The sequence below is a fragment of the Erwinia sp. genome (assembly GCF_049696395.1).
In the GTDB taxonomy this organism is placed as follows: domain Bacteria; phylum Pseudomonadota; class Gammaproteobacteria; order Enterobacterales; family Enterobacteriaceae; genus Erwinia.
Genome location: NZ_JBAVTT010000128.1, coordinates 16,248 through 39,889, shown reverse-complemented (window position 1 = coordinate 39,889; position 23,642 = coordinate 16,248). Strand labels below are relative to the sequence as shown.

Annotated in this window: 23 protein-coding genes; 4 read left to right on the top strand and 19 right to left on the bottom strand. The window is 54.0% G+C overall.

The features are described 5' to 3' along the window. Window positions 1-17: 17 nt before the first annotated feature. From odhB to sdhC, 6 genes are all read right to left on the bottom strand, one after another. The gene (odhB, locus tag WCC56_RS16155; RefSeq protein ID WP_424693360.1) at window positions 18-1,235 is read right to left on the bottom strand and encodes a 2-oxoglutarate dehydrogenase complex dihydrolipoyllysine-residue succinyltransferase; all 1,218 of its coding nucleotides are present in this window, start codon (window positions 1,233-1,235) and stop codon (window positions 18-20) included. 14 nt (window positions 1,236-1,249) lie between these two features. After that, window positions 1,250-4,057 carry a 2-oxoglutarate dehydrogenase E1 component gene (gene sucA, locus WCC56_RS16150; RefSeq protein ID WP_424693359.1) on the bottom strand — a complete coding sequence of 936 codons (2,808 nt, stop codon included), beginning with the start codon at window positions 4,055-4,057 and terminating at the stop codon, window positions 1,250-1,252. Between the two features lie 267 nt (window positions 4,058-4,324). After that, entirely contained in the window at window positions 4,325-5,041 is a 717-nt protein-coding gene (locus WCC56_RS16145) for a succinate dehydrogenase iron-sulfur subunit (RefSeq protein WP_424693358.1), read from the bottom strand. A 16-nt stretch (window positions 5,042-5,057) separates the two neighbouring features. Then, on the bottom strand, window positions 5,058-6,824 hold the full coding sequence (sdhA, locus tag WCC56_RS16140) for a succinate dehydrogenase flavoprotein subunit (protein ID WP_424693357.1): 1,767 nt from the start codon (window positions 6,822-6,824) through the stop codon (window positions 5,058-5,060). Next, the gene (gene sdhD, locus WCC56_RS16135) at window positions 6,824-7,171 is read right to left on the bottom strand and encodes a succinate dehydrogenase membrane anchor subunit (protein ID WP_053146075.1); all 348 of its coding nucleotides are present in this window, start codon (window positions 7,169-7,171) and stop codon (window positions 6,824-6,826) included. Before sdhD ends, sdhA begins: the two co-directional genes overlap by 1 nt. Continuing rightward, a complete protein-coding gene (gene sdhC / locus WCC56_RS16130) occupies window positions 7,165-7,554 on the bottom strand; it encodes a succinate dehydrogenase cytochrome b556 subunit (RefSeq protein WP_013201320.1) in 390 nt (129 codons plus the stop codon). The genes sdhD and sdhC overlap by 7 nt, the downstream gene beginning before the upstream one ends. Before the next feature lie 623 nt (window positions 7,555-8,177). Here sdhC and WCC56_RS16125 point away from each other — a divergent pair. After that, window positions 8,178-9,458 carry a citrate synthase gene (locus tag WCC56_RS16125; RefSeq protein WP_424693356.1) on the top strand — a complete coding sequence of 427 codons (1,281 nt, stop codon included), beginning with the start codon at window positions 8,178-8,180 and terminating at the stop codon, window positions 9,456-9,458. Between the two features lie 81 nt (window positions 9,459-9,539). On the opposite strand, the gene nei is transcribed toward WCC56_RS16125, so the two are convergent. From nei to WCC56_RS16070, 11 genes are all read right to left on the bottom strand, one after another. Beyond that, window positions 9,540-10,331, bottom strand: coding sequence for an endonuclease VIII (gene nei, locus WCC56_RS16120; protein ID WP_424693355.1), 792 nt, complete (start codon window positions 10,329-10,331; stop codon window positions 9,540-9,542). A 17-nt stretch (window positions 10,332-10,348) separates the two neighbouring features. Then, window positions 10,349-11,014 carry a pyroglutamyl-peptidase I gene (gene pcp, locus WCC56_RS16115; RefSeq protein WP_424693354.1) on the bottom strand — a complete coding sequence of 222 codons (666 nt, stop codon included), beginning with the start codon at window positions 11,012-11,014 and terminating at the stop codon, window positions 10,349-10,351. Between the two features lie 7 nt (window positions 11,015-11,021). Next, complete coding sequence (locus tag WCC56_RS16110) at window positions 11,022-12,011, bottom strand: DUF979 domain-containing protein (protein ID WP_424693353.1); 990 nt, start codon at window positions 12,009-12,011, stop codon at window positions 11,022-11,024. Next, window positions 12,011-12,739, bottom strand: a complete 729-nt coding sequence (locus WCC56_RS16105) for a DUF969 domain-containing protein (RefSeq protein WP_424693352.1) — start codon at window positions 12,737-12,739, stop codon at window positions 12,011-12,013. The genes WCC56_RS16110 and WCC56_RS16105 overlap by 1 nt, the downstream gene beginning before the upstream one ends. Window positions 12,740-12,817: 78 nt before the next feature. Continuing rightward, window positions 12,818-13,555 carry a 5-oxoprolinase subunit PxpA gene (gene pxpA / locus WCC56_RS16100; RefSeq protein WP_424693351.1) on the bottom strand — a complete coding sequence of 246 codons (738 nt, stop codon included), beginning with the start codon at window positions 13,553-13,555 and terminating at the stop codon, window positions 12,818-12,820. Continuing rightward, the gene (gene pxpC, locus WCC56_RS16095) at window positions 13,539-14,477 is read right to left on the bottom strand and encodes a 5-oxoprolinase subunit PxpC (protein WP_424693350.1); all 939 of its coding nucleotides are present in this window, start codon (window positions 14,475-14,477) and stop codon (window positions 13,539-13,541) included. Before pxpC ends, pxpA begins: the two co-directional genes overlap by 17 nt. Beyond that, window positions 14,471-15,127, bottom strand: a complete 657-nt coding sequence (pxpB, locus tag WCC56_RS16090) for a 5-oxoprolinase subunit PxpB (RefSeq protein WP_424693349.1) — start codon at window positions 15,125-15,127, stop codon at window positions 14,471-14,473. Before pxpB ends, pxpC begins: the two co-directional genes overlap by 7 nt. A 121-nt stretch (window positions 15,128-15,248) precedes the next feature. After that, on the bottom strand, window positions 15,249-15,992 hold the full coding sequence (locus tag WCC56_RS16085; protein WP_424693348.1) for a type 2 GTP cyclohydrolase I: 744 nt from the start codon (window positions 15,990-15,992) through the stop codon (window positions 15,249-15,251). Between the two features lie 90 nt (window positions 15,993-16,082). Next, the gene (gene phrB / locus WCC56_RS16080) at window positions 16,083-17,504 is read right to left on the bottom strand and encodes a deoxyribodipyrimidine photo-lyase (RefSeq protein ID WP_424693347.1); all 1,422 of its coding nucleotides are present in this window, start codon (window positions 17,502-17,504) and stop codon (window positions 16,083-16,085) included. 18 nt (window positions 17,505-17,522) lie between these two features. After that, on the bottom strand, window positions 17,523-18,479 hold the full coding sequence (locus WCC56_RS16075; protein WP_424693346.1) for a YbgA family protein: 957 nt from the start codon (window positions 18,477-18,479) through the stop codon (window positions 17,523-17,525). A 111-nt stretch (window positions 18,480-18,590) separates the two neighbouring features. Further along, entirely contained in the window at window positions 18,591-18,797 is a 207-nt protein-coding gene (locus WCC56_RS16070; RefSeq protein ID WP_424693345.1) for a YbfA family protein, read from the bottom strand. Between the two features lie 311 nt (window positions 18,798-19,108). Between WCC56_RS16070 and kdpE the strand changes: the two genes are divergently transcribed. Next, the gene (kdpE, locus tag WCC56_RS16065; RefSeq protein WP_424693344.1) at window positions 19,109-19,792 is read left to right on the top strand and encodes a two-component system response regulator KdpE; all 684 of its coding nucleotides are present in this window, start codon (window positions 19,109-19,111) and stop codon (window positions 19,790-19,792) included. Between the two features lie 68 nt (window positions 19,793-19,860). Here kdpE and pgm read toward each other — a convergent pair whose 3' ends face one another. Together pgm and seqA are read right to left on the bottom strand one after the other, a co-directional pair. Then, the gene (gene pgm / locus WCC56_RS16060; protein WP_424693343.1) at window positions 19,861-21,501 is read right to left on the bottom strand and encodes a phosphoglucomutase (alpha-D-glucose-1,6-bisphosphate-dependent); all 1,641 of its coding nucleotides are present in this window, start codon (window positions 21,499-21,501) and stop codon (window positions 19,861-19,863) included. Window positions 21,502-21,531: 30 nt separating this feature from the next. After that, window positions 21,532-22,086 carry a replication initiation negative regulator SeqA gene (seqA, locus tag WCC56_RS16055; RefSeq protein WP_424693342.1) on the bottom strand — a complete coding sequence of 185 codons (555 nt, stop codon included), beginning with the start codon at window positions 22,084-22,086 and terminating at the stop codon, window positions 21,532-21,534. A gap of 248 nt (window positions 22,087-22,334) precedes the next feature. On the opposite strand from seqA, the gene ybfF reads away from it, so the two are divergent. Next, the gene (gene ybfF, locus WCC56_RS16050) at window positions 22,335-23,099 is read left to right on the top strand and encodes an esterase (RefSeq protein ID WP_424693341.1); all 765 of its coding nucleotides are present in this window, start codon (window positions 22,335-22,337) and stop codon (window positions 23,097-23,099) included. Window positions 23,100-23,246: 147 nt separating this feature from the next. Further along, a complete protein-coding gene (gene ybfE / locus WCC56_RS16045; protein WP_424693340.1) occupies window positions 23,247-23,528 on the top strand; it encodes a LexA regulated protein in 282 nt (93 codons plus the stop codon). The last annotated feature ends 114 nt before the right edge of the window (window positions 23,529-23,642 follow it).

The window sequence follows — 23,642 nt, the reverse complement described above, 5'->3', positions numbered from 1 at the left end:
AGCCGCACCCGACAGGGTTAAACGTCCAGCAGCAGTCTTGATGGATCTTCCAGCAGCTCTTTGATCGCCACCAGGTAGCTGACGGATTCTTTACCGTCGATCAGGCGGTGATCGTAAGAGAGGGCCAGATACATCATTGGCAGGATCACCACCTGACCATTAACCGCCATAGGGCGATCTTTGATCGCATGCATGCCAAGGATGGCACTCTGCGGTGGGTTGATGATCGGGGTGGACATCAGGGAACCGAATACACCGCCGTTGGTGATGGTGAAGTTACCGCCAGTCAGCTCGTCAACGGTCAGTTTGCCGTCACGGCCCTTCACTGCCAGCTCTTTGATTTTCTTCTCGATATCAGCCATACCCAGCGCATCGATATCTTTCAGCACTGGCGTCACCAGCCCACGCGGGGTAGAAACAGCGATGCTGACATCAAAGTAGTTGTGGTAAACAACATCTTCACCGTCGATAGAAGCATTCACTTCCGGGAAGCGTTTCAGCGCTTCAACAACCGCTTTCAGGTAGAAGGACATGAAGCCCAGACGCACGCCGTGACGTTTTTCAAACGCTTCGCCGTACTGCTTACGCAGGTTCATGATCGGCTGCATGTTGACTTCGTTAAAGGTGGTCAACATCGCGGTGCTGTTTTTCGCTTCCAACAGACGCTCGGCAATGCGCTTGCGCAGGCGAGTCATTGGGACACGCTTCTCGCTACGGCCTGGCAGCGCGGCTGCCGGAGCGGCCGCCGCTGCAGGGGCTTTCGCTGCGGCTTCAGGTTTTTTCGCCAGGTGTTTTTCAACATCTTCACGAGTCAAACGCCCACCCACACCGGTGCCTTTAAGGGCAGCCGCGTCCAGGTTGTGTTCAGCAATCAGACGGCGAATAGCCGGGCTGAGCGCATCGTTGCTCTCTTCTTCCAGAGAAGCGCTCTGACGCTGTGCCGGGGTTGAATCTTTCTCTTCAACTTTGGCAGAACTCGCTTTGCCGCCACTGTTGCCTTCTTTCAGACGACCCAGCGCCTGACGGGAGATAACTGTTGCGCCTTCATCTTCCAGAATCGCTTCCAGCACGCCGTCAGCAGTTGCCGGAACTTCCAGAATCACTTTGTCGGTTTCGATCTCTACCAGCACTTCATCACGCTGGACAGAATCGCCTGGTTTTTTGTGCCAGGTTGCCACGGTGGCATCGGCAACGGATTCAGGCAGGTCGGGAACGATGATCTCTACGCTACTCATTATTTTTCCTTGAATTAATTAACGTTCAGCGCGTCATTTACCAGATCTTGCTGCTGCTGCTGGTGAACGGACATATAGCCAACTGCCGGCGAGGCGGAGGCGGGGCGGCCGGCGTAACGTAATGAAGCCCCAAAAGGAACCACTTCACGGAAGTGGTGCTGGCTGCAGAACCAGGCGCCCTGATTCAGCGGCTCTTCCTGGCACCACACAAAATCATGCACGTGCGAATATTGCTGTAACACATCCTGAACCGCTTTATGCGGGAACGGATAAAGCTGTTCGATACGCACGATAGCCACATCGGTTTGCTCATTCTTGCGGCGTTTGTCCAGCAGATCGTAATAGACCTTACCGGAGCACAGCACCACACGCTTCACGCCTTTCGGATCAAGATCGTCGATCTCGCCGATAGCAGGCTGGAAGCCGCCAGTCGCCAGCTCTTCCAGAGAGGAAATAGCCTGCGGATGACGCAGCAGAGATTTTGGAGACATCACTACCAGCGGACGGCGCATACCGCGCAGCGCCTGACGACGCAGCATATGGTAAACCTGAGCCGGCGTGGACGGGACGCAAACCTGCATGTTCTGTTCAGCACAAAGCTGCAGATAACGCTCCAGACGCGCGGAGGAGTGCTCCGGACCCTGGCCTTCGTAACCGTGCGGCAGCAGCATCACCAGACCACACATGCGGCCCCATTTCTGCTCGCCAGAGCTGATGAACTGGTCAATAACAACCTGAGCACCGTTGGCAAAGTCGCCAAACTGCGCTTCCCAGATTGTCAGCGTGCGCGGTTCTGCGGTGGCATAACCGTATTCGAACGCCAGCACCGCTTCTTCAGACAGGACGGAGTCCCAGACTTTGAAGGTGCCTTGACCGTTATGAACATGCATCAGCGGCGTGTAAGTTGAGCCATTTGACTGGTTATGGATCACCGCATGGCGGTGGAAGAACGTTCCACGTCCCATGTCTTCACCGGAGAGACGGCACGGAATGCCTTCATCTACCAGCGTGGCGTAAGCCAGGTTCTCGGCTGCGCCCCAGTCGAACGGTTTATTGCCTGCGGCCATCTCAGCGCGATCGTTATAGATCTTCGCTACGCGCGACTGCATTTCAATTTCTTCCGGCACGGTACTGATGCGTTTAGCCAGCTCTTGCAGGCGCTTCAGGTCTAAGGTTTCCTGATAGCTTTCGTCCCAGTCATGGTTCAGGTACGGCGACCAGGTAAAGGAATGCAGGCTCATCGGACGCCATGCAGGCACCACGCACTCGCCGGCATCCAGCGCGTCACGGTACAGATTGACCATTTCCGTGGCATCTTCCAGGCTGGCAACCTTCTCAGCTTCGAGACGGTCAGCGTAGAGTTTGCGCGGAGTAGGATGCTTCTTGATCTTCTGGTACATCACCGGCTGAGTCGCACTTGGCTCATCCGCTTCGTTATGGCCGTGACGGCGATAACAGACCAAATCAATGAACACATCACGCTTGAAGGTGTTACGGAAATCCAACGCCAGGCGGGTGACAAAGGCTACCGCTTCCGGGTCATCAGCATTCACGTGGAAGATTGGCGCCAGCACCATTTTACCGATGTCGGTACAGTACTGAGTCGAACGCGCATCTTTCGGATTGGAGGTGGTAAAACCAATCTGGTTGTTGATCACGATGCGTACAGTCCCGCCGACTTCGTAGCCGCGAGCCTGAGACATGTTCAGCGTTTCCTGCACCACACCCTGGCCAATGATCGCCGCATCACCGTGAATAGTGATTGGCAACACTTTGTTGCTGGCCGGCTCGTCAAGACGATCCAGACGCGCGCGCACGGAACCCATCACTACCGGGCTAACGATCTCAAGGTGCGACGGGTTAAACGCCAGCGCCAGGTGAACCATGCCGCCTTCGGTTTCCACGTCAGAGGAGAAGCCCATATGGTACTTCACATCACCGGTACCGAGATGCTCTTTGTGCTTGCCGGAGAACTCATCAAACAGGTCCTGAGGCTTTTTGCCCAGCACGTTGATCAACACGTTCAGACGACCACGGTGGGCCATGCCCAGGACCACTTCACGCGTGCCGCTTTTGCCTGAATGGTGGATCATCTCGTTAAGCATTGGCACCAGCGCATCGCCGCCTTCAAGCGAGAAGCGTTTAGCCCCCGGGAATTTAGCACCGAGGTAACGCTCAAGGCCTTCGGCCGCGGTCAGCTGCTTCAGGAAGCCTTTTTTCTCTTCTGTAGAGAAAGAAGCCTGCCCGGCTACCGATTCAATGCGCTGTTGGATCCAGCGTTTCTCTTCGGTATTGGTGATGTGCATATACTCAGCACCAATCGAGCCGCAGTAGGTCTGCTTCAGCAAGGCGAACAAATCAGCCAGCTTCATGGTGTCTTTGCCGAAAGCAAAAGAGCCCACGTTGAAGGTTTCCTGGAAATCCGCTTCGCTCAGATCGTGGAATTTCGGATCCAGATCAGGCACGGATTCCTTCTGCCACAGCCCTAACGGATCGAGGTTTGCCAGCTGATGCCCGCGGAAACGGAAGGCGTTGATCAGCTGGAGAACCTTAACCTGTTTGGCATTGGTATCTGGATCGCTTACGGAAGAGGTGTAACGCGTGGCATCTTTCGCCAGACGGCGGAAGTACTCGCGTGTGCTCGAGTGAAATTGTTCCGGTCTGACCCCTTGACCTGGAAGCTGCTGAAAGAGCTCTTTCCAGGCAACATCAACAGAGTCAGGATCAGTTAGATAGTCCTCATAGAGCTGTTCTATGTAGGTCTGGTTCGCGCCGGCCAGCCAGGAGGAGTCCAGCCAGGGTTTCATCGCGCTGTTCTGCATTGTGATCCCTTAAGCATTTTGTGCTTTAGTTCGCCGTGATTATTTAAAGGGGCCTTTACAAGCCCCGCGCCGCATAAGCGGCTTGCCCTCGGCTGTGTTCCGCAAACAACGCGGGACGCAGCCTGAAAGTTCATCGATACGAGCGCTGTGCGCGACTGCTGGCGCCCGGGCCCGTAAGGGAACCTTGCAAAGCCAACCCGAGGATAAGCTTGGCAGGGTTTCCTGGTAAAACAACCGGGAACCTTGCGGTTCCCGGATGAGGTGCGCTTATGCGCCTCTCTGCAGCAGCATCGACTTAATGTGGCCGATGGCACGCGTAGGGTTGAGTCCTTTAGGACATACGCTCACACAGTTCATGATGCTGTGACACCGGAATACACTGAAAGCATCGTTAAGATTGTCCAGGCGAGCATCCGTCTCTGTATCACGGTCATCAATCAGGAAGCGATAAGCCGCCAGCAATCCTGCCGGACCGATAAATTTGTCCGGATTCCACCAGAAAGAGGGGCAGGAGGTAGAACAGCAGGCACACAGGATACATTCGTACAGACCATCCAGTTTTTCACGCTGTTCCGGCTCCTGTAAATGCTCACGCGCCGGTGGATTTTCCCCATTATTCAACAGGTAAGGCTTAATCTTCTCATACTGAGTGTAGAATTGCCCCATGTCCACCACCAAATCGCGGATCACCGGTAAACCCGGTAAAGGACGGATCACAATTTTCTTGCTGCCGCCGCCAAGGGCGGAAACAGGTGTGATACAGGCCAGACCGTTTTTGCCGTTCATATTGATGCCATCGGACCCGCAAACTCCCTCACGGCAGGAGCGACGGAAAGCCAGCGTCGGGTCCTTTTCCTTCAGACGCATTAATGCGTCCAGCAGCATCATGTCGCGCCCTTCTTCGGACTCCAGGCTGTACTCCTGCATATGCGGAGCATCGTCAACATCCGGGTTGTAACGATAAATAGAAAATTCGAGTCTCATCGCTTATCTCCGCAAACTAGTAAGTACGTGCTTTCGGCGGGAACGCCGCGCGCAGTTTCGGCTGCATGTTCACCTCACGGCGAGTCATGCTTTCGCTTTGCGGCAGATACACGCTGTGGCATAACCAGTTTGCATCGTCACGTTCTGGGTAGTCGAAGCGACTGTGAGCGCCACGGCTTTCGGTGCGGTAGTTTGCCGCTACAGCCGTTGCATAGGCCGTTTCCATCAGGTTATCCAGCTCAAGGCACTCAATACGCTGAGTATTGAAGTCGCTTGAACGGTCATCCAGACGGGCCCCTTTCAGGCGTTCACGCAGCACTTTCAGCTCTTCCAGACCTTTTGCCATCGCATCACCTTCACGGAATACCGAGAAGTTGTTCTGCATGCAGGTCTGCAGGGCTTTACGCAGCTCGGCAGGATCTTCACCCGTGGTGTTGTTGTTCCAGCGGTTCATACGTGCCAGAGAAGCTTCGATCTCTTCTTCTGTCGCGTCCTTCAGTTCGCCCTGCTCTTTGATAGATTCCAGCAGATGCAGACCAGCTGCACGGCCAAAGACCACCAGGTCCAGCAGCGAGTTACCGCCCAGGCGGTTGGAACCATGAACCGATACGCAGGCGATTTCACCTACTGCGAACAGTCCCGGAACCAGCGTATCTTCACCCTGCTCGTTCACCGTCAGCGCCTGGCCCGTTACGCGGGTCGGAATACCGCCCATCATATAGTGGCAGGTTGGGATAACCGGGATCGGCTCTTTAACCGGATCAACGTGAGCAAAGGTACGGGACAGTTCCAGAATACCTGGCAGACGCGCTTCCAGCACTTCGTGACCGAGGTGATCCAGCTTTAGTTTGATGTGCGGGCCCCACGGACCTTCGCAACCACGACCTTCACGGATTTCGATCATCATTGAACGGGCTACCACGTCACGACCGGCAAGGTCTTTGGCGTTTGGCGCGTAACGTTCCATGAAGCGCTCACCGTGTTTGTTCAGAAGATAACCGCCTTCACCACGACAACCTTCTGTTACCAGAACACCCGCGCCAGCAATGCCGGTTGGGTGGAACTGCCACATTTCCATATCCTGCACTGGCACGCCAGCACGCAGAGCCATGCCAACCCCGTCACCGGTATTGATGTGAGCATTGGTTGTGGACTGGTAAATACGCCCTGCACCGCCAGTAGCCAGCACGGTTGCGCGAGCCTTGAAGTAGACGACTTCGCCATCTTCAATATTCAGCGCGGTACAGCCGACAATTGCGCCATCCGCATTTTTCACCAGATCCAGCGCGTACCACTCGGAGAAAATAGTGGTCTTGTTTTTCAGGTTCTGCTGGTAAAGGGTATGCAATAAAGCATGACCGGTACGGTCAGCCGCTGCCGCAGTTCGCGCCGCTTGCTCACCGCCGAAGTTCTTCGACTGGCCACCAAACGGACGCTGATAAATGCGGCCATCGTCCAGACGGGAGAAAGGCAGGCCCATATGTTCCAGTTCCAGAATCGCTTCCGGGCCGGTTTTACACATATATTCAATGGCGTCCTGGTCACCGATATAATCGGAGCCTTTCACCGTGTCGTACATATGCCATTCCCAGTTGTCTTCATGGGTGTTACCCAGCGCAACAGTAATCCCCCCCTGCGCAGACACGGTATGGGAACGGGTTGGGAAAACTTTGGACAACAGAGCACAGGTCTGGCCCGATTGGGAAATCTGCAGCGCGGCACGCATGCCTGCACCACCAGCGCCGATGACAACGGCATCAAACTCTCTTACTGGTAAACTCATTACGCACCCCACACAACAACAGTTCCATAAATGGCATAGACCAACAGCGCAACCACAACCACCAGTTGCAGCATCAAGCGAATCGCTACCGGCTTGATGTAATCCGTCAGTACCTGCCACATCCCAATCCAGCCATGCACCAGAATGGAGAACAGCGTCAGAAGGGTGAAGACTTTGGTGAAGTTAGAGGCAAAGAAGCCACGCCAGATGTCGTAAGTCAGGGTTCCTGACATCACCACAAACCCGAGGATGTAGATCACGTATAACGTCATGATCATTGCAGCAGCACGCAGCAGCAGCCAGTCATGAACGCCATTGCGACCCAGTGCAGAAGCGTTGCTTACCATACGAGGACTCCAGCCAGAATTGACAGCACGACAGTGATACCAAAAGAGATTTGCGCAGAGCGCGTCCCGATTTGCAGCGTTTCACCCAGATATCCGAAGTCCATCAGCATGTGACGAATCCCACCGACGATGTGATACGCCAGTGCGGTTAAAATGCCCCACATGATGAATTTGACAAAGAAGCTGCCCATGACGGCAGAAGCTTGCAGGAAGCCTTCGGGAGATGAGAGTGACAGGCCCAGTAACCAGAGCAGGATACCAACAGCCACAAACGTAATGACGCCAGAGACTCGATGGAGAATTGACGCTATTGCAGTAACGGGAAACCGGATCGTGGAGAGATCCAAGTTGACAGGTCTTTGTTTTTTCACGGTTTTGCCCACACAGCCTTTCTTATTTTGCTTCCTCCGGTCCTGAGGGCGGGTCAGACAGCGTTACAGAGATACTACGCCAGGCACTAAAACAACAACATCCAGTGTCAAAACGACGCGTATGCAACGCTGGGTGGCTCCTACTGCAGGGTGTTCCGGAGACCTGGCGGAAGTATAGGGGGTTCACAAACTCATTACAATTCCCCTACAAACTTCTTGGGCATATTTAGGTGGAACAGTGATCCCACTCACATTTTTCACAATTTATACAAATTTAATTATCTGATTTGACAAAACTTCAACATTCCTGTTACAAACGGACGATTAAAAGTTCTATGATGCATAAAAGTTATGGGGATACACTTTCCCCTAAGCACAAGTTATGTAACATTGATGATATATACAGACAAAGTATCAGGTATCGGTTACCAACAAGTTACGACCAGACCGGATCTTTAACAACCGCGAAACGCAGTAGAGTTGTGCCCACCCGGCCTGCGCACGCCCCGTCACTCTGTACCCTGCACGAAATCAAGATGCCACAGAGACGACACTCCGCTTTTCCATGCAGGCGCGGACACAATGAGCATTTCAGGTGTCGAAGATCTATAGATAAGGCGCAAAGGAGACAGTAAATGGCTGATAAAAAAGCAACGCTAACCCTACCAGGCGAAGCTCCTATTGAACTTGATGTGTTGCAAGGCACGTTAGGCCAGGACGAAATAGATGTTCGTACACTCGGATCTAAGGGGTATTTTACCTTTGACCCAGGCTTCACTTCTACTGCGTCCTGCGAATCCAAAATCACCTATATCGACGGTGATGAAGGCATCCTGCTCCACCGTGGTTTCCCTATCGATCAACTTGCTGTGCACTCAAACTATCTGGAAGTGTGCTACATCCTGCTGAATGGCGAAGCCCCCTCCAAAGAGCAGTTTGAAGAATTCAAGACCATCGTAACCCGCCATACCATGATCCATGAGCAGATCCACCATCTGTTCCGTGGCTTCCGTCGTGACTCACATCCGATGGCAGTAATGTGTGGTGTTACCGGTGCTCTGGCCGCGTTCTACCATGACGCGATGGACGTGAACATTGAACGTCACCGCGAAATCGCAGCGTTCCGTCTGCTGTCCAAGATGCCGACCGTTGCGGCCATGTGTTACAAATATTCGATCGGCCAACCTTTCGTTTATCCACGCAATGACCTCTCTTACGCCGGTAACTTCCTGCATATGATGTTCTCCACACCGTGCGAAGAGTACGTGGTGAACCCGATTCTGGAACGCGCCATGGATCGCATCCTGATCCTGCATGCTGACCATGAGCAGAATGCCTCAACCTCTACCGTGCGTACCGCTGGTTCTTCTGGCGCTAACCCGTTTGCCTGTATCGCCGCGGGGATCGCTTCCCTGTGGGGACCTGCTCACGGTGGCGCGAACGAAGCCACGCTGCGCATGCTGGAAGAGATCAAAACGGTTGATCACATTCCTGAGTTCGTTAAACGTGCGAAAGACAAAAATGATTCGTTCCGCCTGATGGGCTTCGGTCACCGTGTGTATAAAAACCACGATCCGCGTGCCACTGTAATGCGTGAAACCTGTCATGAAGTGCTGAACGAGCTGGGCATGAAGGACGATCTGCTGGAAGTTGCTATGCAGCTGGAAGACATTGCGCTGAACGACCCGTACTTTATCGAGCGTAAACTGTATCCAAACGTCGATTTCTACTCTGGCATTATTCTGAAAGCGATGGGCATCCCTTCTTCCATGTTTACGGTCATCTTCGCGATGGCGCGTACCGTGGGCTGGATTGCGCACTGGAAAGAAATGCACGACGACGGCATCAAAATTGCCCGTCCTCGTCAGCTGTACACCGGCTACGACAAGCGCGACTTCAAGTCTGCCACCAAGTAAGCCTGTCAGAATGAGCAAGCGCCGCAATTGCGGCGCTTTTTTTTGGGCGTTACTCAGCCAAAGCCTTATCCCCTACTCTTGCTAAAGCTGGCAGCCAGGACACCAGTAAAATGGCCGTGAAGAGAGCATCGTTTTCTCAATCACGCCGCCGCAACGCTCACACTTCTGCCCTGCCCGATGAAAGACCTTAAAGCTGAACACTGCGCCGTGGTTCTTGTTCTCTTTGCTCACGCCCCGGGTCATGTACGACAGACGGGGGATAGCCAGTAAAGCCTCAGCCAATTTATCCAGCTGCTGCTCTGACAGATCCTGAGCCTTATGCTGCGGTGCCAGCCCGGCCTGCCAGAGAATTTCTACCCGCAGATAGTTACCCAAGCCGGCAAGAAAGGCCTGATCCAGCAATAAAGCGCTGAACTGCCGCCGCCTGAAACGGGTAGAGAGCAGACGCGCACTAACCTGTTCAGAGGTCAACGTCATATCCAGCACATCAGGCCCGACACGCTGCAGGAAAGGATGCGCCATAAGCGTATCCGCGTTCAGCAACTCAATCTCTGAAGCACTGTAGAGCAAAATCGCTTTATCTTCTGCCGCCAAACGAACGCGCAGAATACGGTTGGTCGCTGGTTCAACACCGCTTTTCGTCACGCGCCAGACGCCATACAGCTGATTATGGCTGTAGAGCGTCAGGCCGTTGGAAAAGTGCGTCAGCATCGCTTTGCCGCGCGTTTCAATCGCCTCCACCCGCTCACCGAGCAACGCCGGTTCGTAAGTTTTTAGCTGGGGAAAAGCAAACCAGACATCGGTCAGCGTTTTCCCTTTGATCGCTTTCTCCAGCTTATCAGCCGCACGGCGGATTTCAGGTCCTTCTGGCATGATTCACCCGTTTAGTCTCAGTGCGTGGCTCCGCCTTCCAGGCGGATATCCTGTTCTACGGTTAGCGCAATGCTTAACGCCATTTCCAGCGCCAGAATCACCGTTGCCGCAGGCATACTTGCCACACCAGGATGCTTAACCGCCTGCTCGGGCAGATAAGGGATGTGGATAAAACCACCACGAATTTTGTTTTTGTTTTTCGCCAGGCTGTTGTACTTCTCCAGATGGTGCATCAGGCCGTACATCACATGGTTACAAACATAAGTGCCTGCGGTCTGCGAAACGGAGGCTGGGATCCCCGCTTCGCGGATCCCTTCAACAATCGCCTTGATGGGCAGCGTGGAGAAGTAGGCTGCCGGCCCACCTTCCACAATCGTTTCATCAATCGGCTGGTTGCCCAGATTGTCAGGAATGCGGGCATCGTCGACATTGATGCCGACACGCTCGACAGTGATATCTGTCCGGCCACCCGCTTGCCCAACGGCAATCACCAGATCCGGTTTCAGCTCATCAATCGTCGCATACAGCACCTTCAGGGACTCGCCGAAGGCACAAGGCAGCTGCTTAGCCATCACTTTTGCCCCGCAAACCATGCGCTCATGCAGATGGCTAACGGCTTCCCAGGAAGGGTTAACCTGCTCGCCTCCGAAGGGGTCGAAAGCGGTAATCAAAACGGTTTTCATCGCGGCCTCACAGGAACATCAGGAAATACAACAGGAAGATATTCGCTATTAACAATAGCACGCCGGTAGGCACCTGAGCCTTGATCACCGCGTTACGGTCAGGCAGCTCAAGCAGTGCAGCCGGGACAATATTGAAGTTGGCCGCCATCGGCGTCATTAGCGTGCCGCAATAGCCGGAGAACATGCCAATAGCCGCCATTACGGCTGGATTACCGTGGTGTTGCAGCACCAGGATCGGGATGCCAATCCCGGCGGTAACGATAGGGAAAGCAGCAAACGCATTGCCCATCACCATCGTTAACAGCGCCATACCGATGGCATAAGTGGCTACGGCAATAAAGCGGTTGTCCACGGCCAGATAGGTTTCAGTCAGATGGGAAATTGCCGTACCAACGCCTGCGCTGGTGAACAGCAGGCCTAAAGTGGCGAGGATCTGCGGCAGAATAAATGCCCAACCAATGGCATCCAGCAGGCGGCGAGCTTCCTGTACCGACTGAGCCGGGCCTTCATGCGTCAACTTCAGGGCGATCAGCCAACCGATCACACACCCCAACATCATTGAGAACAACGTGACCAGCGTGGAGTGATTCCCCGGACCAAACAGCCCTTCCTGCAAGCCTGGAATATTATTGAAAGCCAGCACGCCAACCACTGTCACTACCGGAATGGCTAACGCAGGCAGGAACAGCTTGTTGCGTAAACGCTTAGCACTTTCTTCTTTTTGCTCTTCGCTGCGTTGATGGTAAGACCCCAGCTTCACGCCGCCCAGCCCCGCAATCAGCGCCATCACGACCACCATTGCGCCTATAACAATATGCAATGAACGTGCGCCGAGCAGCTCAACCGCCCAGTCACCGACAAAGAATACCAGTCCGTACAGAGCCCAAAACAGCCCGGTCGTTAAGCGACGTGGGTTCCCTTTGTCGCGCCAGGACATCACTGCGACCACCAGCAGGATCATCCCCGCCAACCAGAAAAGATATTGTTGCTGGAACATTAGCGGCCTCCCTTCGCTTTTAACGCATCATGATTCAGTGCCGCGAGCTCTTTGGCGATAGTCCTGTCCAGCCGACTTAAGCGTACCGCGTGGATCAGAAAAGCACAGACAGCCGTCGGAATTCCCCACAGAGCGATATGCAAGGGCTCGGTCTGAATGCCAGCGGACTCCTGCATAAAGTTGTGCATGAAAATGATCGCCCCAAAGGCGACAAAGATATCCTCGCCGAAGAACAGGCCGACGTTATCCGTGGCCGCAGACATTGCGCGCAGGCGATGGCGCACGGAGTCTGGCAGTTCACCGTAGCGGTTTTCGGTGGCTCCTTCGGCCATCGGAGCCAGCAACGGCCGAACCATCTGCGGATGTCCACCCAGGCTGGTCAGGCCCATCGCTGCCGTAATTTCACGGACGAACAGATACACGATCAGCAGGCGTCCGGCAGTAGCCGTTTTTATCTGGGAAATCCAGGCTTGGGCGCGCTGTTTCAGACCATGCCGCTCCAGCAGGCCAATAACCGCCAGCGGTAACAACAGAATTAGCGGAAGATTGCGGGTATTCAGGAAGCCTGAACCCAGCTTTTCAAGGATATCGCCTAACGGCATATGCGCGGCCAGACCGGTAATGAGTCCGGAGACAATCACCACCAGCACGGGGTTAAATCTGAGTAAAAAACCGATGACGATGGCGACAATCCCTGCCAGCGGCCATAAATTCACTGCACTTTCCATACTTCCTCCCGGGTATTGCTAAAAAAATTCCCCAACCTGTGTCGGGGAATCGGGCGCGTTTAACGCGTTAAGAGTGCCTTAAAGGCTGGTAACTTGAATCTGTTGCTCGCTGAAAGCTTGTCGGAGTTGGGCAGCAAAGGCCATCGCATGTGCGCCGTCTCCGTGCAGGCAAACCGTATCAGCTTTAACGTTAACCCACTCACCAGTAAGGCTCTTAACCCGGCCCTGTTGGATCATGCTTAACGTCTGGGTGATGGCCAGTTCATCACTTTCAATAAGTGCACCGGGCTGAGAACGAGGAACCAGAGATCCATCAGCCTGATAGCCACGATCCGCAAAAACTTCTTCACGGGTGATCAGGCCCAACGCCTTGCCAGCCCGAATCGATTCACTGTTCGCCAACCCGACTAAAATCAGCGTGGGATCGACAGCTTTCACCGCACGGGCGATAGCTTCTGCTAATTCAGGTTCCTGAGCAGCCTGGTTGTAAAGCATACCGTGCGGCTTAACATGAGCCAGCTTGCCGCCTTCACTGCGGGCAATCGCCTGCAGCGCGCCAATCTGGTAAATCATCTGCGCATAGACCGTTTCGGCAGGCAGCTGCATGCGTGTGCGGCCAAAATTCTCCCGGTCAGGGAAGCCAGGGTGCGCACCGATGGCCACGCCGAATTCCAGTGCCCATAACACGCTTTGACGCATAGTTTGAGCATCACCGGCGTGGAATCCGCAGGCAATATTGGCCGATGAGACCCGTTGCAACAGCTCACGATCGTTGGCGCAGCCTTCACCGAGATCGGCATTAAGATCCACTTTCATGTTCAACTCCCCAGGCAATCTGCTCCAGCGCAAGCTGCTGATCGCGTTTAGCTTTCAGCGCTTCTTCAAGCGTGCAGTAAACAAAATGAATCGGCTCGCCCAGACGGATCTGCGCCAGGTGGTAAAGATCGGCTTCGATCACACAGCCAATACGCGGATAGCCGCCGGTGGTCTGCGCATCCGCCATCAGCACGATCGGCTGACCGTTTGGGGGCACCTGAATCACACCGGGGATCAATCCGTGCGACAGCATTTCACGCTTTTCGCTGCGGACCAACGGCCTGCCCTGTAACCTGTAGCCCATGCGATTACTTTGCGGATTGAGCTTCCAGGAAGTGCGCCAGAAAGCCTCGCGGCTCTCATGATTGAACTCATGGTATTCCGGCCCCATCATCACGCGGATGCGGTTACCGAACAGCAGTTGGCGAACACCTGCAGGCTTTTTGAAGTGCCTTTGCGGTTCAGCCTGAGGCAGCGAGTCGCCATCCTTGATCGGGCCGCCGTTGAAGCCACCAAAGCCCGCTTTGGCATCGGTGCTGCACGATCCCAGCATCGGCTCGACGGCAAACCCGCCATCCAGAGCCAGATAGCTGCGCATTCCGCGGTGCGGCATACTCAACGTCAGGCGCTGTCCCTTTTTCACCGCTGTTCTCCAGCCGGTCCAGACTGGCTGATTATCCAGTTCCGCGCTACAGCCTGCGCCGGTTAGTGCTATCCAGCCATCGCGGGTGAATTCAGCGCTAAATTGCCCAAGGGTAATCTCCAGCACGGCGCTGGTTTTAGCATTGCCCACCAGCAAATTAGCGGTTTCCATCGCGGGATGGTCGAGCACGCCGCTCAGCCCAACGCCGTACTGACGCCAACCGTTCCGTCCAGCGTCCTGTAAAGTGGTCGCCATTCCTGCCCGAATAATTTTCAGCATAGGCCTCCCTTCTGCGGCACAAACCGCACGCTGTCGCCCGGCCTTAAGAAAGTGGGTGGCTGGTTTTGCGGATTGAACAGTTTAATGTCCGTCTGACCAATTAATTGCCAGCCGCCAGGCGCAGAAAACGGATATACACCGGTCTGGCTGCCGCCAATGCCAACCGATCCCGCAGGCACCGCGACTCTTGGTTCGGCACGCCGTGGCGTGTGCAGGCGATCGTCCAGCCCGGCCATATAAGGGAAGCCAGGCTGGAAGCCGATAAAATAGACCACGTATTTTCCAGCCGCATGGGCTTCCACCACCTGCTGCGGAGTAAGACCGCTGTGACGGGCAACCTCGTCCAGATCTGGCCCGGCACTGCCGCCGTAAACTACCGGGATTTCAACCTCCCGCGTGGTCATTTCCAGCTCTTCACTTTTTTCCCACCAGGACTGGAGCCACTCGATGGCATCCAGAGCCGTCTGCTGCGGATTGCTCAGCAGCACGGTGATATTGTTCATTCCGGGAACCACTTCAATCACTTCCGGTCTTGCCATCAGTCGTGCCGACAACCCCCAAATTCGTTGCTGAGTGGTCAGCGAGACCGGGGGTTCAAGTTCAAGCACGACTGCGCGTTCACCCAACAGATAACAACGAGCTCGTTGCAAAACGCTCCTCCTGACCCGGTATTAAGGCCATCTGAAATCTTTATAAGGCAAATAGTTATGCGGAAATGTTGGGGGTGTGTCAACTGTGTTGCAGGCGACCAGGGTAGCCGCCTGCCAAAAATCAGGCGGGATTAGGGATATCGATAAAGGTCACGTCCAGATCGTGGTGCTCTGCCAGCCACTCTCCGAGAGCCTGAATACCACAGCGCTCGGTGGCGTGATGCCCGGCTGCGAAGAAGTGCAAGCCTTGTTCACGCGCACTGTGAATGGTCTGTTCAGAAACTTCACCGCTGAAGAAAGCATCGACACCGAATGCCGCCGCGGCATCAATGAATCCCTGACCTCCGCCAGAGCACCAGCCAATACGGCGGATCAGCTCAGGCGCATTATCGCCGCAATGCAACGGGTCGCGGCCCAGCACCTGACGGATACGCTGGGCAAACTGCTCGCCTGTCAGCGGTTCTTTCAGCTCTCCCCAGGGCAGTAGCTCTTCCACTTCCCCACGGATCTCAATCCCCAGCAATTTGGCTAACTGCGCGTTATTTCCCAACTCAGGGTGAGCATCAAGCGGCAGGTGCCAGCCGTACATATTGATGTCGTTAGCCAACAGGGTTTTCAGGCGATTGCGCTTCATACCTTTAATCACTGAAGCTTCGTTCTTCCAGAAATAACCGTGATGCACCAGCACCGCATCAGCGTTCAGGCGGACTGCTTCATCCAGTAATGCCTGACAAGCGGTGACGCCAGTGACAATTTTCTTCACTTCATCACGCCCTTCGACCTGCAAACCATTCGGGCCGTAGTCTTTAAAGGCGGAGGTGTTCAGCAGTTGGTTAACAATGTGTTCAAGCTCTGTATTACGCATAGCAATTCCTGAAGTGCTCGTTAACCGGACCGGCCGGTTAACTTCGTCAGCGGTTACGCCGCTAGTGGGATACAGGCAACAATAGCAAAATTATTTACGAGCCGCTTCAAACGCTTCGAGCGTGCGTTTCCGGGCTTCTTTATGATCGACCACAGGCTGAGGATAATCCAGCGAGACCCCCATATTATCAGCCCAGATGTGCGGCTGATGAATATGCTTAACCGGCACGTCTTTCAACTCCGGCAGCCACTTGCGGATAAACGCGCCTTCTTTATCAAAACGCTCGCCCTGAGTCGTTGGGTTGAAAATACGGAAGTAGGGTGCGGCATCATTGCCACTGGAAGCCGCCCACTGCCAGCCGCCGTTGTTGGCTGCCAGATCGCCATCAATCAGCTGTGACATAAAGTAGCGTTCCCCTTCCCGCCAGTCGATCAGCAGGTCTTTCACCAGGAAGCTGGCGACGATCATTCGCAGGCGGTTATGCATCCAGCCTGATTTATTCAGCTGGCGCATCGCAGCATCGACTATCGGGTAGCCTGTTTTGCCCTGCTGCCAGGCTTCCAGCTTCGTATCCACCGGCTGCCACTTCACCTTGTCGGTCCAACTGATGAACGGCTTATGCTTGCAGAGCTTCGGCCAGGCAACCAGCAGATGACGGTAAAACTCTCGCCAGATCAGTTCGTTCAGCCAGACAAAGACTTTCCCGTCCTCCAGACCACGCGGGTGCTCAGCCAGAAGCCGGTGCAGACACTGTCGGGGCGAAAGCACGCCAGTGGCAAGGTACACCGACAGCCTGCTGGTGCCGTCAACCGCAGGAATATCCCGGTAATCAGCGTATTCCGTGACCGGCTTCTGGCAAAACTGCCTTAACTGGTGCAAAGCCGCTTTCTCTCCAGCCGCAAACAGCTCGCTGTCGAACGCTTCAGAGGGATAATCGAAAGGGTTGATGACCGGGATTTTGCTTAACGGTGCACCCTCACGAGGTTTGGGAGCAGGCACGCAATCAGGCAATCCCTCATGCAGACGTTTTACAAAAGCCCGGCTGAAGGGCGTGAAGACTTTATACATCTCACGGTTACCGGTCAGTACGCTGCCGGGAGGCAGTAATAAACTGTCATCGAATCCCTGAGAAATGATATCGAGGTCAAACAGCGCTCGCTCCGCTGCAGCATCTCTCTCACGCTCATTCACTTCGTATTGATAGTTATAGAACAGACGATCGACTTTATGCTGCTGACAGAAATCACTTAATGCCTCAACAGAGGCGGTGAAATCATCACACTGCAAAGCATGGAGGGCGATGCCCTTCTCTGCCAGAGAGTGTTGAACATCCAACAGATTCTGGAAGATAAAAGCCGCCTGTTTCGGTGCCATCGAATGGCTTTTCCACTGCTGTGGTGTGGCAATAAACAGGGCTAAAACCTTTGCCTTTGCATCGCGGCAGGCGGCGTGCAAAGCGTAATTATCATGGATGCGCAGATCGTTGCGCAGCCAGATCAAATGGGTGGCCATAAAACTCCCTGAAAAAAACTAGTGTCCATAGCGCAGGCGTAGCGCTTCCGGATAGGGTTCAAAGTAGCGCTGCTGCGCCAGATAAGCATCGGGAAACTCCGCCATGTAGTGTTTTAACAAGGTGATTGGTGCCAGCAAAGGCTGCAAGCCCTGGCGATAGTGCTCAATCAGCGAGGTCAGCTCATGGCGCTGTTTTGAGGTCAACTGAGGGCGGAAATAGCCCTGAACGTGCATCAGCACGTTGGTGTGGTTGCCTCTGGTGGCCTGATTCTTCAGTAAATCCATCAGGCGCTGGCGATATTCAAGCGCAAACTCTTCCAGCGATGACCAGTCGGCCATTGCCGCAACAAAACGCCCCATTTCCCGATATTCCGGCTGAGAGTGCGCCAGCAAAGAGAGTTTATAACGGCTGTGAAAAGCCATTAATTTGCCGCGTGTCAGTCCGCTTCGCCACAATTCGTTAAATTCGTGCAGGGTATAAACGCGCTCAACAAAGTTTTCACGCAGGACAGGATCGTGCAGGCGCCCATCTTCTTCTACCGGCAGCCACGGCATTTGTGCCATCAGCTCACGGGTAAAAATACCTACCCCTTCTTTCCGGTTGTTGTTGTTATCGGCCTGATAAACCCTGACACGCTCCATGCCGCAGCTCGGTGATTTAGCGCAAACAATATAGCCACAGAGATGATGCAGGGTAGAAACGCGTTTCTCTGAATAGGTCTGCATCTGTTCGGTAACCGGTTCGCCTTTACCGTTACTGAAGCACAGCGCGGGTTCAGCACCTTCTCTTTCAGTCAGACGCAAAGCAGGACGCGGCGTCGGCAATCCGATAGCCATTTCAGGGCAGGCAGGCTCATAACGGATAAACGGGGCGAGATCTTCGGTGGCAAATGCACAGCGTTTATGGCCGCCGTCAAAACGGACGTTGTCACCGAGCAAACAGGCGCTGATGCCGACAGGGATTTTTCCGCTCATAGTTGTACAACCTCCAAATTCTTGTAGAGGTTTAAGTGTAGCTGAAAGCCAGGCAATGATCGCGTAGTGGTTGCACAACAGGCAAAAAAAATCCCGCCGGAGCGGGAGATTTTAGTAGAAGTCGCAACCTGCGGCTTCAGACTGGGCCAGCCAGACCGGCTGAGTGCTGGTTTTAGACCAGACGCGGTGCAGATAGCTGTAAAACTTTGCACGATCCTGACGGAAGAGCATAACCGGTAAAGCCAGAGTGCCTGCGACAACGACCGCAATGCGACGCAGGACAATCCGGTGTAAAGAGTAGTGCTGATAAAGACCCATATGTCCTCCAGTTAGCTGAATCATTCATTGATGTAATCTGGGCAAAATAATAGCGCTTATTGTGTAACTTTACTACTCATCCGACCACTTTTCAGGAAAATACTGGGGAAAACGCCCCTGAACTGTAAGTGGGTTACATAATGGTTAAATATGGCGTCATTAATTAACAAATAAATTACATCCTTATTCTCAGCTTACGGCGTGGCGGCTTCATACCCTCAGACATCAAGCCAAAGAAGGATTGCAGCAAACCCCCGTTATATTTGGTAAATTGAGGCACGTGTGTGACCAGATAAAGTGAAGGACAACGGGTGACAACAGTTCTGATCGTTGAAGATGAAAAAGAGATACGCCGTTTTCTGCGCATTGCGCTGGAGGGCGAGTCCCTGCGGGTGTACGACGCAGATACTCTGCAACGAGGGCTGATTGAAGCGGCAACGCGTAAACCTGATTTAGTGATCCTCGATCTGGGTTTGCCTGACGGTGACGGCAATCAGTTCATCCGCGAAATACGCCAGTGGAGCGCCATTCCGGTTATCGTGCTGTCAGCACGGAGTGACGAGCAGGATAAGATCGCCGCACTGGATGCCGGAGCCGATGATTTTCTCACTAAGCCCTTTGGTATCGGTGAACTGCTGGCAAGAGTGCGTGTTGCGCTTCGGCACAGAGAGAGTTCAGGCACTGCGGCGCAGGCCAGCGAAATCACCTTCAGCGAAGTGTGCGTGGATATTGCCGGGCGGCGCGTGACCAAAGGCGGCGCGGATTTACATCTGACGCCGATAGAGTTTCGTCTGCTGGTCAGCCTGCTGAATCACGCAGGCAAAGTGATGACGCAACGGCAGTTGCTGAATCAGGTTTGGGGGCCAAATGCCGTCGAGCACAGTCATTATTTGCGCATATATATGGGGCATCTGCGGCAGAAGCTGGAAAATGATCCGGCGCAGCCTCGCCACCTGATCACTGAAACTGGCGTGGGTTATCGCTTTATGCCTTAAACGGCGGCGATACAGGCAATAAAAAAGGCGCTGTCTCAGCGCCTTTTGTTTCAGGTATGACTTCGAGATTAGGCGTTTTTCAGCACTTCGCTGACAATCTCAACCGCTTCTTTCTCAATCTGCTCACGGTGCTCGGCACCGAGGAAGCTCTCGCAGTAGATTTTGTAGGCATCTTCCGTGCCGGAAGGACGGGCAGCAAACCAGCCGTTCTCCGTCATCACTTTCAGACCGCCGATCGAGGCGCCGTTACCCGGAGCCGCAGTCAGACGTGCAGTGATCGGATCGCCAGCCAGCGTATCCGCGCTAACCATTTCTGGAGACAGCTTGGACAGCGCCGCTTTTTGCGCAGAAGTGGCAGAAGCCTGCAGACGGTTGTAGCTAGGTGCGCCGAAACGCTCTGCCAGCTCGTCATAGTGCTGCTGTGGATTTTTCCCGGTTACCGCAGTGATTTCAGCCGCCAGCAGGCACATGATGATGCCGTCTTTATCGGTTGACCACGGCGTACCGTCGAAGCGCAGGAAGGAAGCGCCAGCGCTCTCTTCGCCACCGAAACCAAAGCTGCCATCAAACAGGCCGTCTACGAACCATTTGAATCCAACCGGGACTTCCACCAGCTTACGGCCAATGTCATTCACTACGCGGTCGATCATCGCGCTGGAGACCAGCGTTTTGCCCACGGCGACATCTTTGCCCCACTGTGGACGGTTCTGGAACAGGTAGTTGATCGCTACAGCCAGGTAGTGGTTCGGGTTCATCAGGCCAGCAGGCGTGACGATACCGTGACGGTCATAATCCGGATCGTTGGCGAAGGCCAGATCGAATTTATCACGCAGCGCCAGCAGACCCGCCATCGCACTCTCAGAAGAGCAATCCATGCGGATCACGCCATCTTTATCGAGGTGCATAAAGCGGAAGGTCTGATCGACAGAATCGTTAACGATGGTCAGATCAAGATTGTAGTACTCGGCAATACGCTGCCAGTAAGCAATCCCTGAACCCCCTAAAGGATCCACACCAATTTTCAGGCCAGCTTTTTGAATGGCAGGAATATTAACGATCTGCGCCAGGCCTTCAATGTAAGGCTGGATCAGGTCTTTTTCCTGCAAATGGCCGCTTTCCCAGGCTTTATCCAGCGCGATGCGCTTAACGCCTTTCAGGCCATCTTTGATCAGTGCGTTGGCACGATCTTCAACCACTTTGGTGACGTTAGTGTCAGCCGGTCCACCGTTTGGCGGATTGTATTTAATCCCGCCATCTTCCGGTGGGTTGTGCGAAGGCGTGATCACAATGCCATCAGCCTGAGGGCCAGCAGATTTGTTGTGCTCCAGAATCGCATTAGAGATCGCTGGCGTAGGCGTATAGCCATTGTCCAGCTGCACAATCACATCAACACCGTTCGCGGCCAGCACTTCCAGTACGGAAATGATCGCTGGCTCGGAGAGTGCGTGCGTATCTTTGCCGACGAAGCAAGGACCGGTAATGCCGTTCTTTTTGCGTTCTTCTGCAATCGCCTGAGCAATAGCCAGAATGTGCGTCTCGTTAAAGCTCTGACGCCCTGCACTGCCGCGATGGCCAGACGTTCCGAATTTCACCGCATGTTCTGGGTTGCTCAGATCGGGTTGCAGGACGTAATACTGTGACGTTAATTGTGCAACGTTAATCAAATCACTCTGCTGGGCTGGTTGCCCGGCACGGGGGTGATTGGCCATTGGCGATTCTCCCTGACGCTTCTTTATCAGTTAGAGGGTGCCGCAAACCTTGTCAGCGAGTTCCGCAGGGAACTGCATTGACTGCATGATGTGCTCCACCATGCTGCGTTTGCGACCTGTGTTGGTGTTGGTGATCACCCAATACGGTGTGCCGGGGATATGTTGCGGCTTGGTATGGGTGCCATTCTGTACCAGGATCTGCTGATTGCCTGCAAAGTAGACGCGCGTGCGGCCGAGCAGTGACTCGGTAGCGGCGGCAAATGCTTTGGGATCCTGATTATATAAAGTCGACAGAATGAGCATAAAACGGTTAACCGCTTTTTTCTGCTCAGCATATTCGTCAGACAGCAGCAGCTCACGCACCGCGCGAACGCGATCCTGAGGGCGAGATTCCACCTTCAGAGGGGCGGAATCTTTTGCCACGCTTACGGCTGTAGGCGCTGTTACCACGGCAGCTGCTGGCGCTTTTTGCCCGGCCGTAAATTTAAGCATACGACGCAAAATGTCAGAGGCGCTTTCACCAATATGCTGAGTGTGACTGGCGATATAACGGTAGAGCTCTTCGTCGACTTCAATAGTTTTCATCTTGATCCAGTACAATTTATTGCTGATAAGAGCCGGTCTGTACGCTGTCTGCACTAGCCGCACAGGATAACCAGCTCTAACACGAGGATTATAAAGTTAAATCCTGCCGGGGTGTAGCTTCAGCCCCTGATACCAGTAAAAGTCAGAATATGCCGCAAAAAGAGTGGCGGGCAGTTTCTGGCCATCACGGCAGGAAAAAGTGAATCTATGATACCCTAACCCCTCGTTTCAACAGTAAGAACTTTGTTATGAAATTGAATACTCGCTTGCTATCTGAACAATCCGTCCGCGCTGAGGTTCCTGTGGTATTGATCCACGGGCTTTTTGGCAGTCTTGATAATTTGTCTGTGCTCGCCAGAGGATTAAAAGACGATTGCCAACTGCTGCAGATCGACCTGAGAAACCACGGGTTGTCGCCTCGAAGTGACGAGATGAATTATCAGGCGATGGCAAAGGATGTGCTGGAAACGCTGGACGAAGAAGGGATCGACAAAGTCTCGGTGATCGGCCACTCGATGGGCGGAAAAGTGGCGATGGCGTTAACAGCGCTGGCGCCAGAACGGATTGACCGGCTGGTGGTAATCGATATGGCGCCTGTCGCTTACCCGACCCGTCATCACGAGACTATTTTTGCTGCGCTGAAAGCGGTAACCGCTTCTGGCATTACTGTACGCAGTGAAGCCGCAGCGCTGATGCGTGAAACCTTAGCAGAGGAAGGCGTGATTCAGTTTCTGCTGAAATCCTTTCAGCAAGGCGAATGGCGTTTCAACGTGCCGGTACTGTGGCAGTGCTATGAGCAGATTATTGGCTGGCAGCCGGTTCCGGCATGGGAACACCCTGCGCTGTTTATCCGTGGCGAACTTTCCCCCTATCTGGCCGATGAGCACCGTGATGCTCTGCTGGCTCAGTTCCCTAAAGCCCGGGCTCATGTGGTTAACGGGGCTGGTCATTGGGTACATGCCGAAAAACCTGATGCTGTTTTGCGCGCAGTCCGCCGTTTTTTTGCGCTGTAAAAACAATTCTATCCTGAGAGGGCTAAATCATTGTCGTCATGACTTTCGCTGGGGTATGATGGCGCGCTAAAAATTTGTCGCTGCACGAAATTCAGCCGACATCAGGCCTGAACCATCAGAACTCCAGCCTTTCAGTATCATGATTCTATGGCAAAAGAAAACACGGACCGCACCACGATCGATCTGTTCGCAGATGACCGTCGCCCGGGACGACCAAAAACCAATCCGCTGACGCGTGATGAGCAGCTGCGTATCAATAAACGCAACCAGCTCAAGCGGGATAAAGTGCGCGGGCTGAAGCGCGTTGAACTGAAAATGAACAGTGACGCGGTTGATGCTCTGAACCAGCTTGCCGAGCAGCGTAATATGAGCCGCAGCGAGCTGATTGAAGAAATGCTCATGGCGCAGTTAGCCGAACAGGACCGCTGAACAGACGCTTTCAGCCTCCCCCGGTGAAGCACAAAGCGACAAAAGCAGGCGGATTACTCATTTATCCCCCTTAAGCTGTCTGCTATTATTGCCGGTATCTGTAGTAGAGCCTTC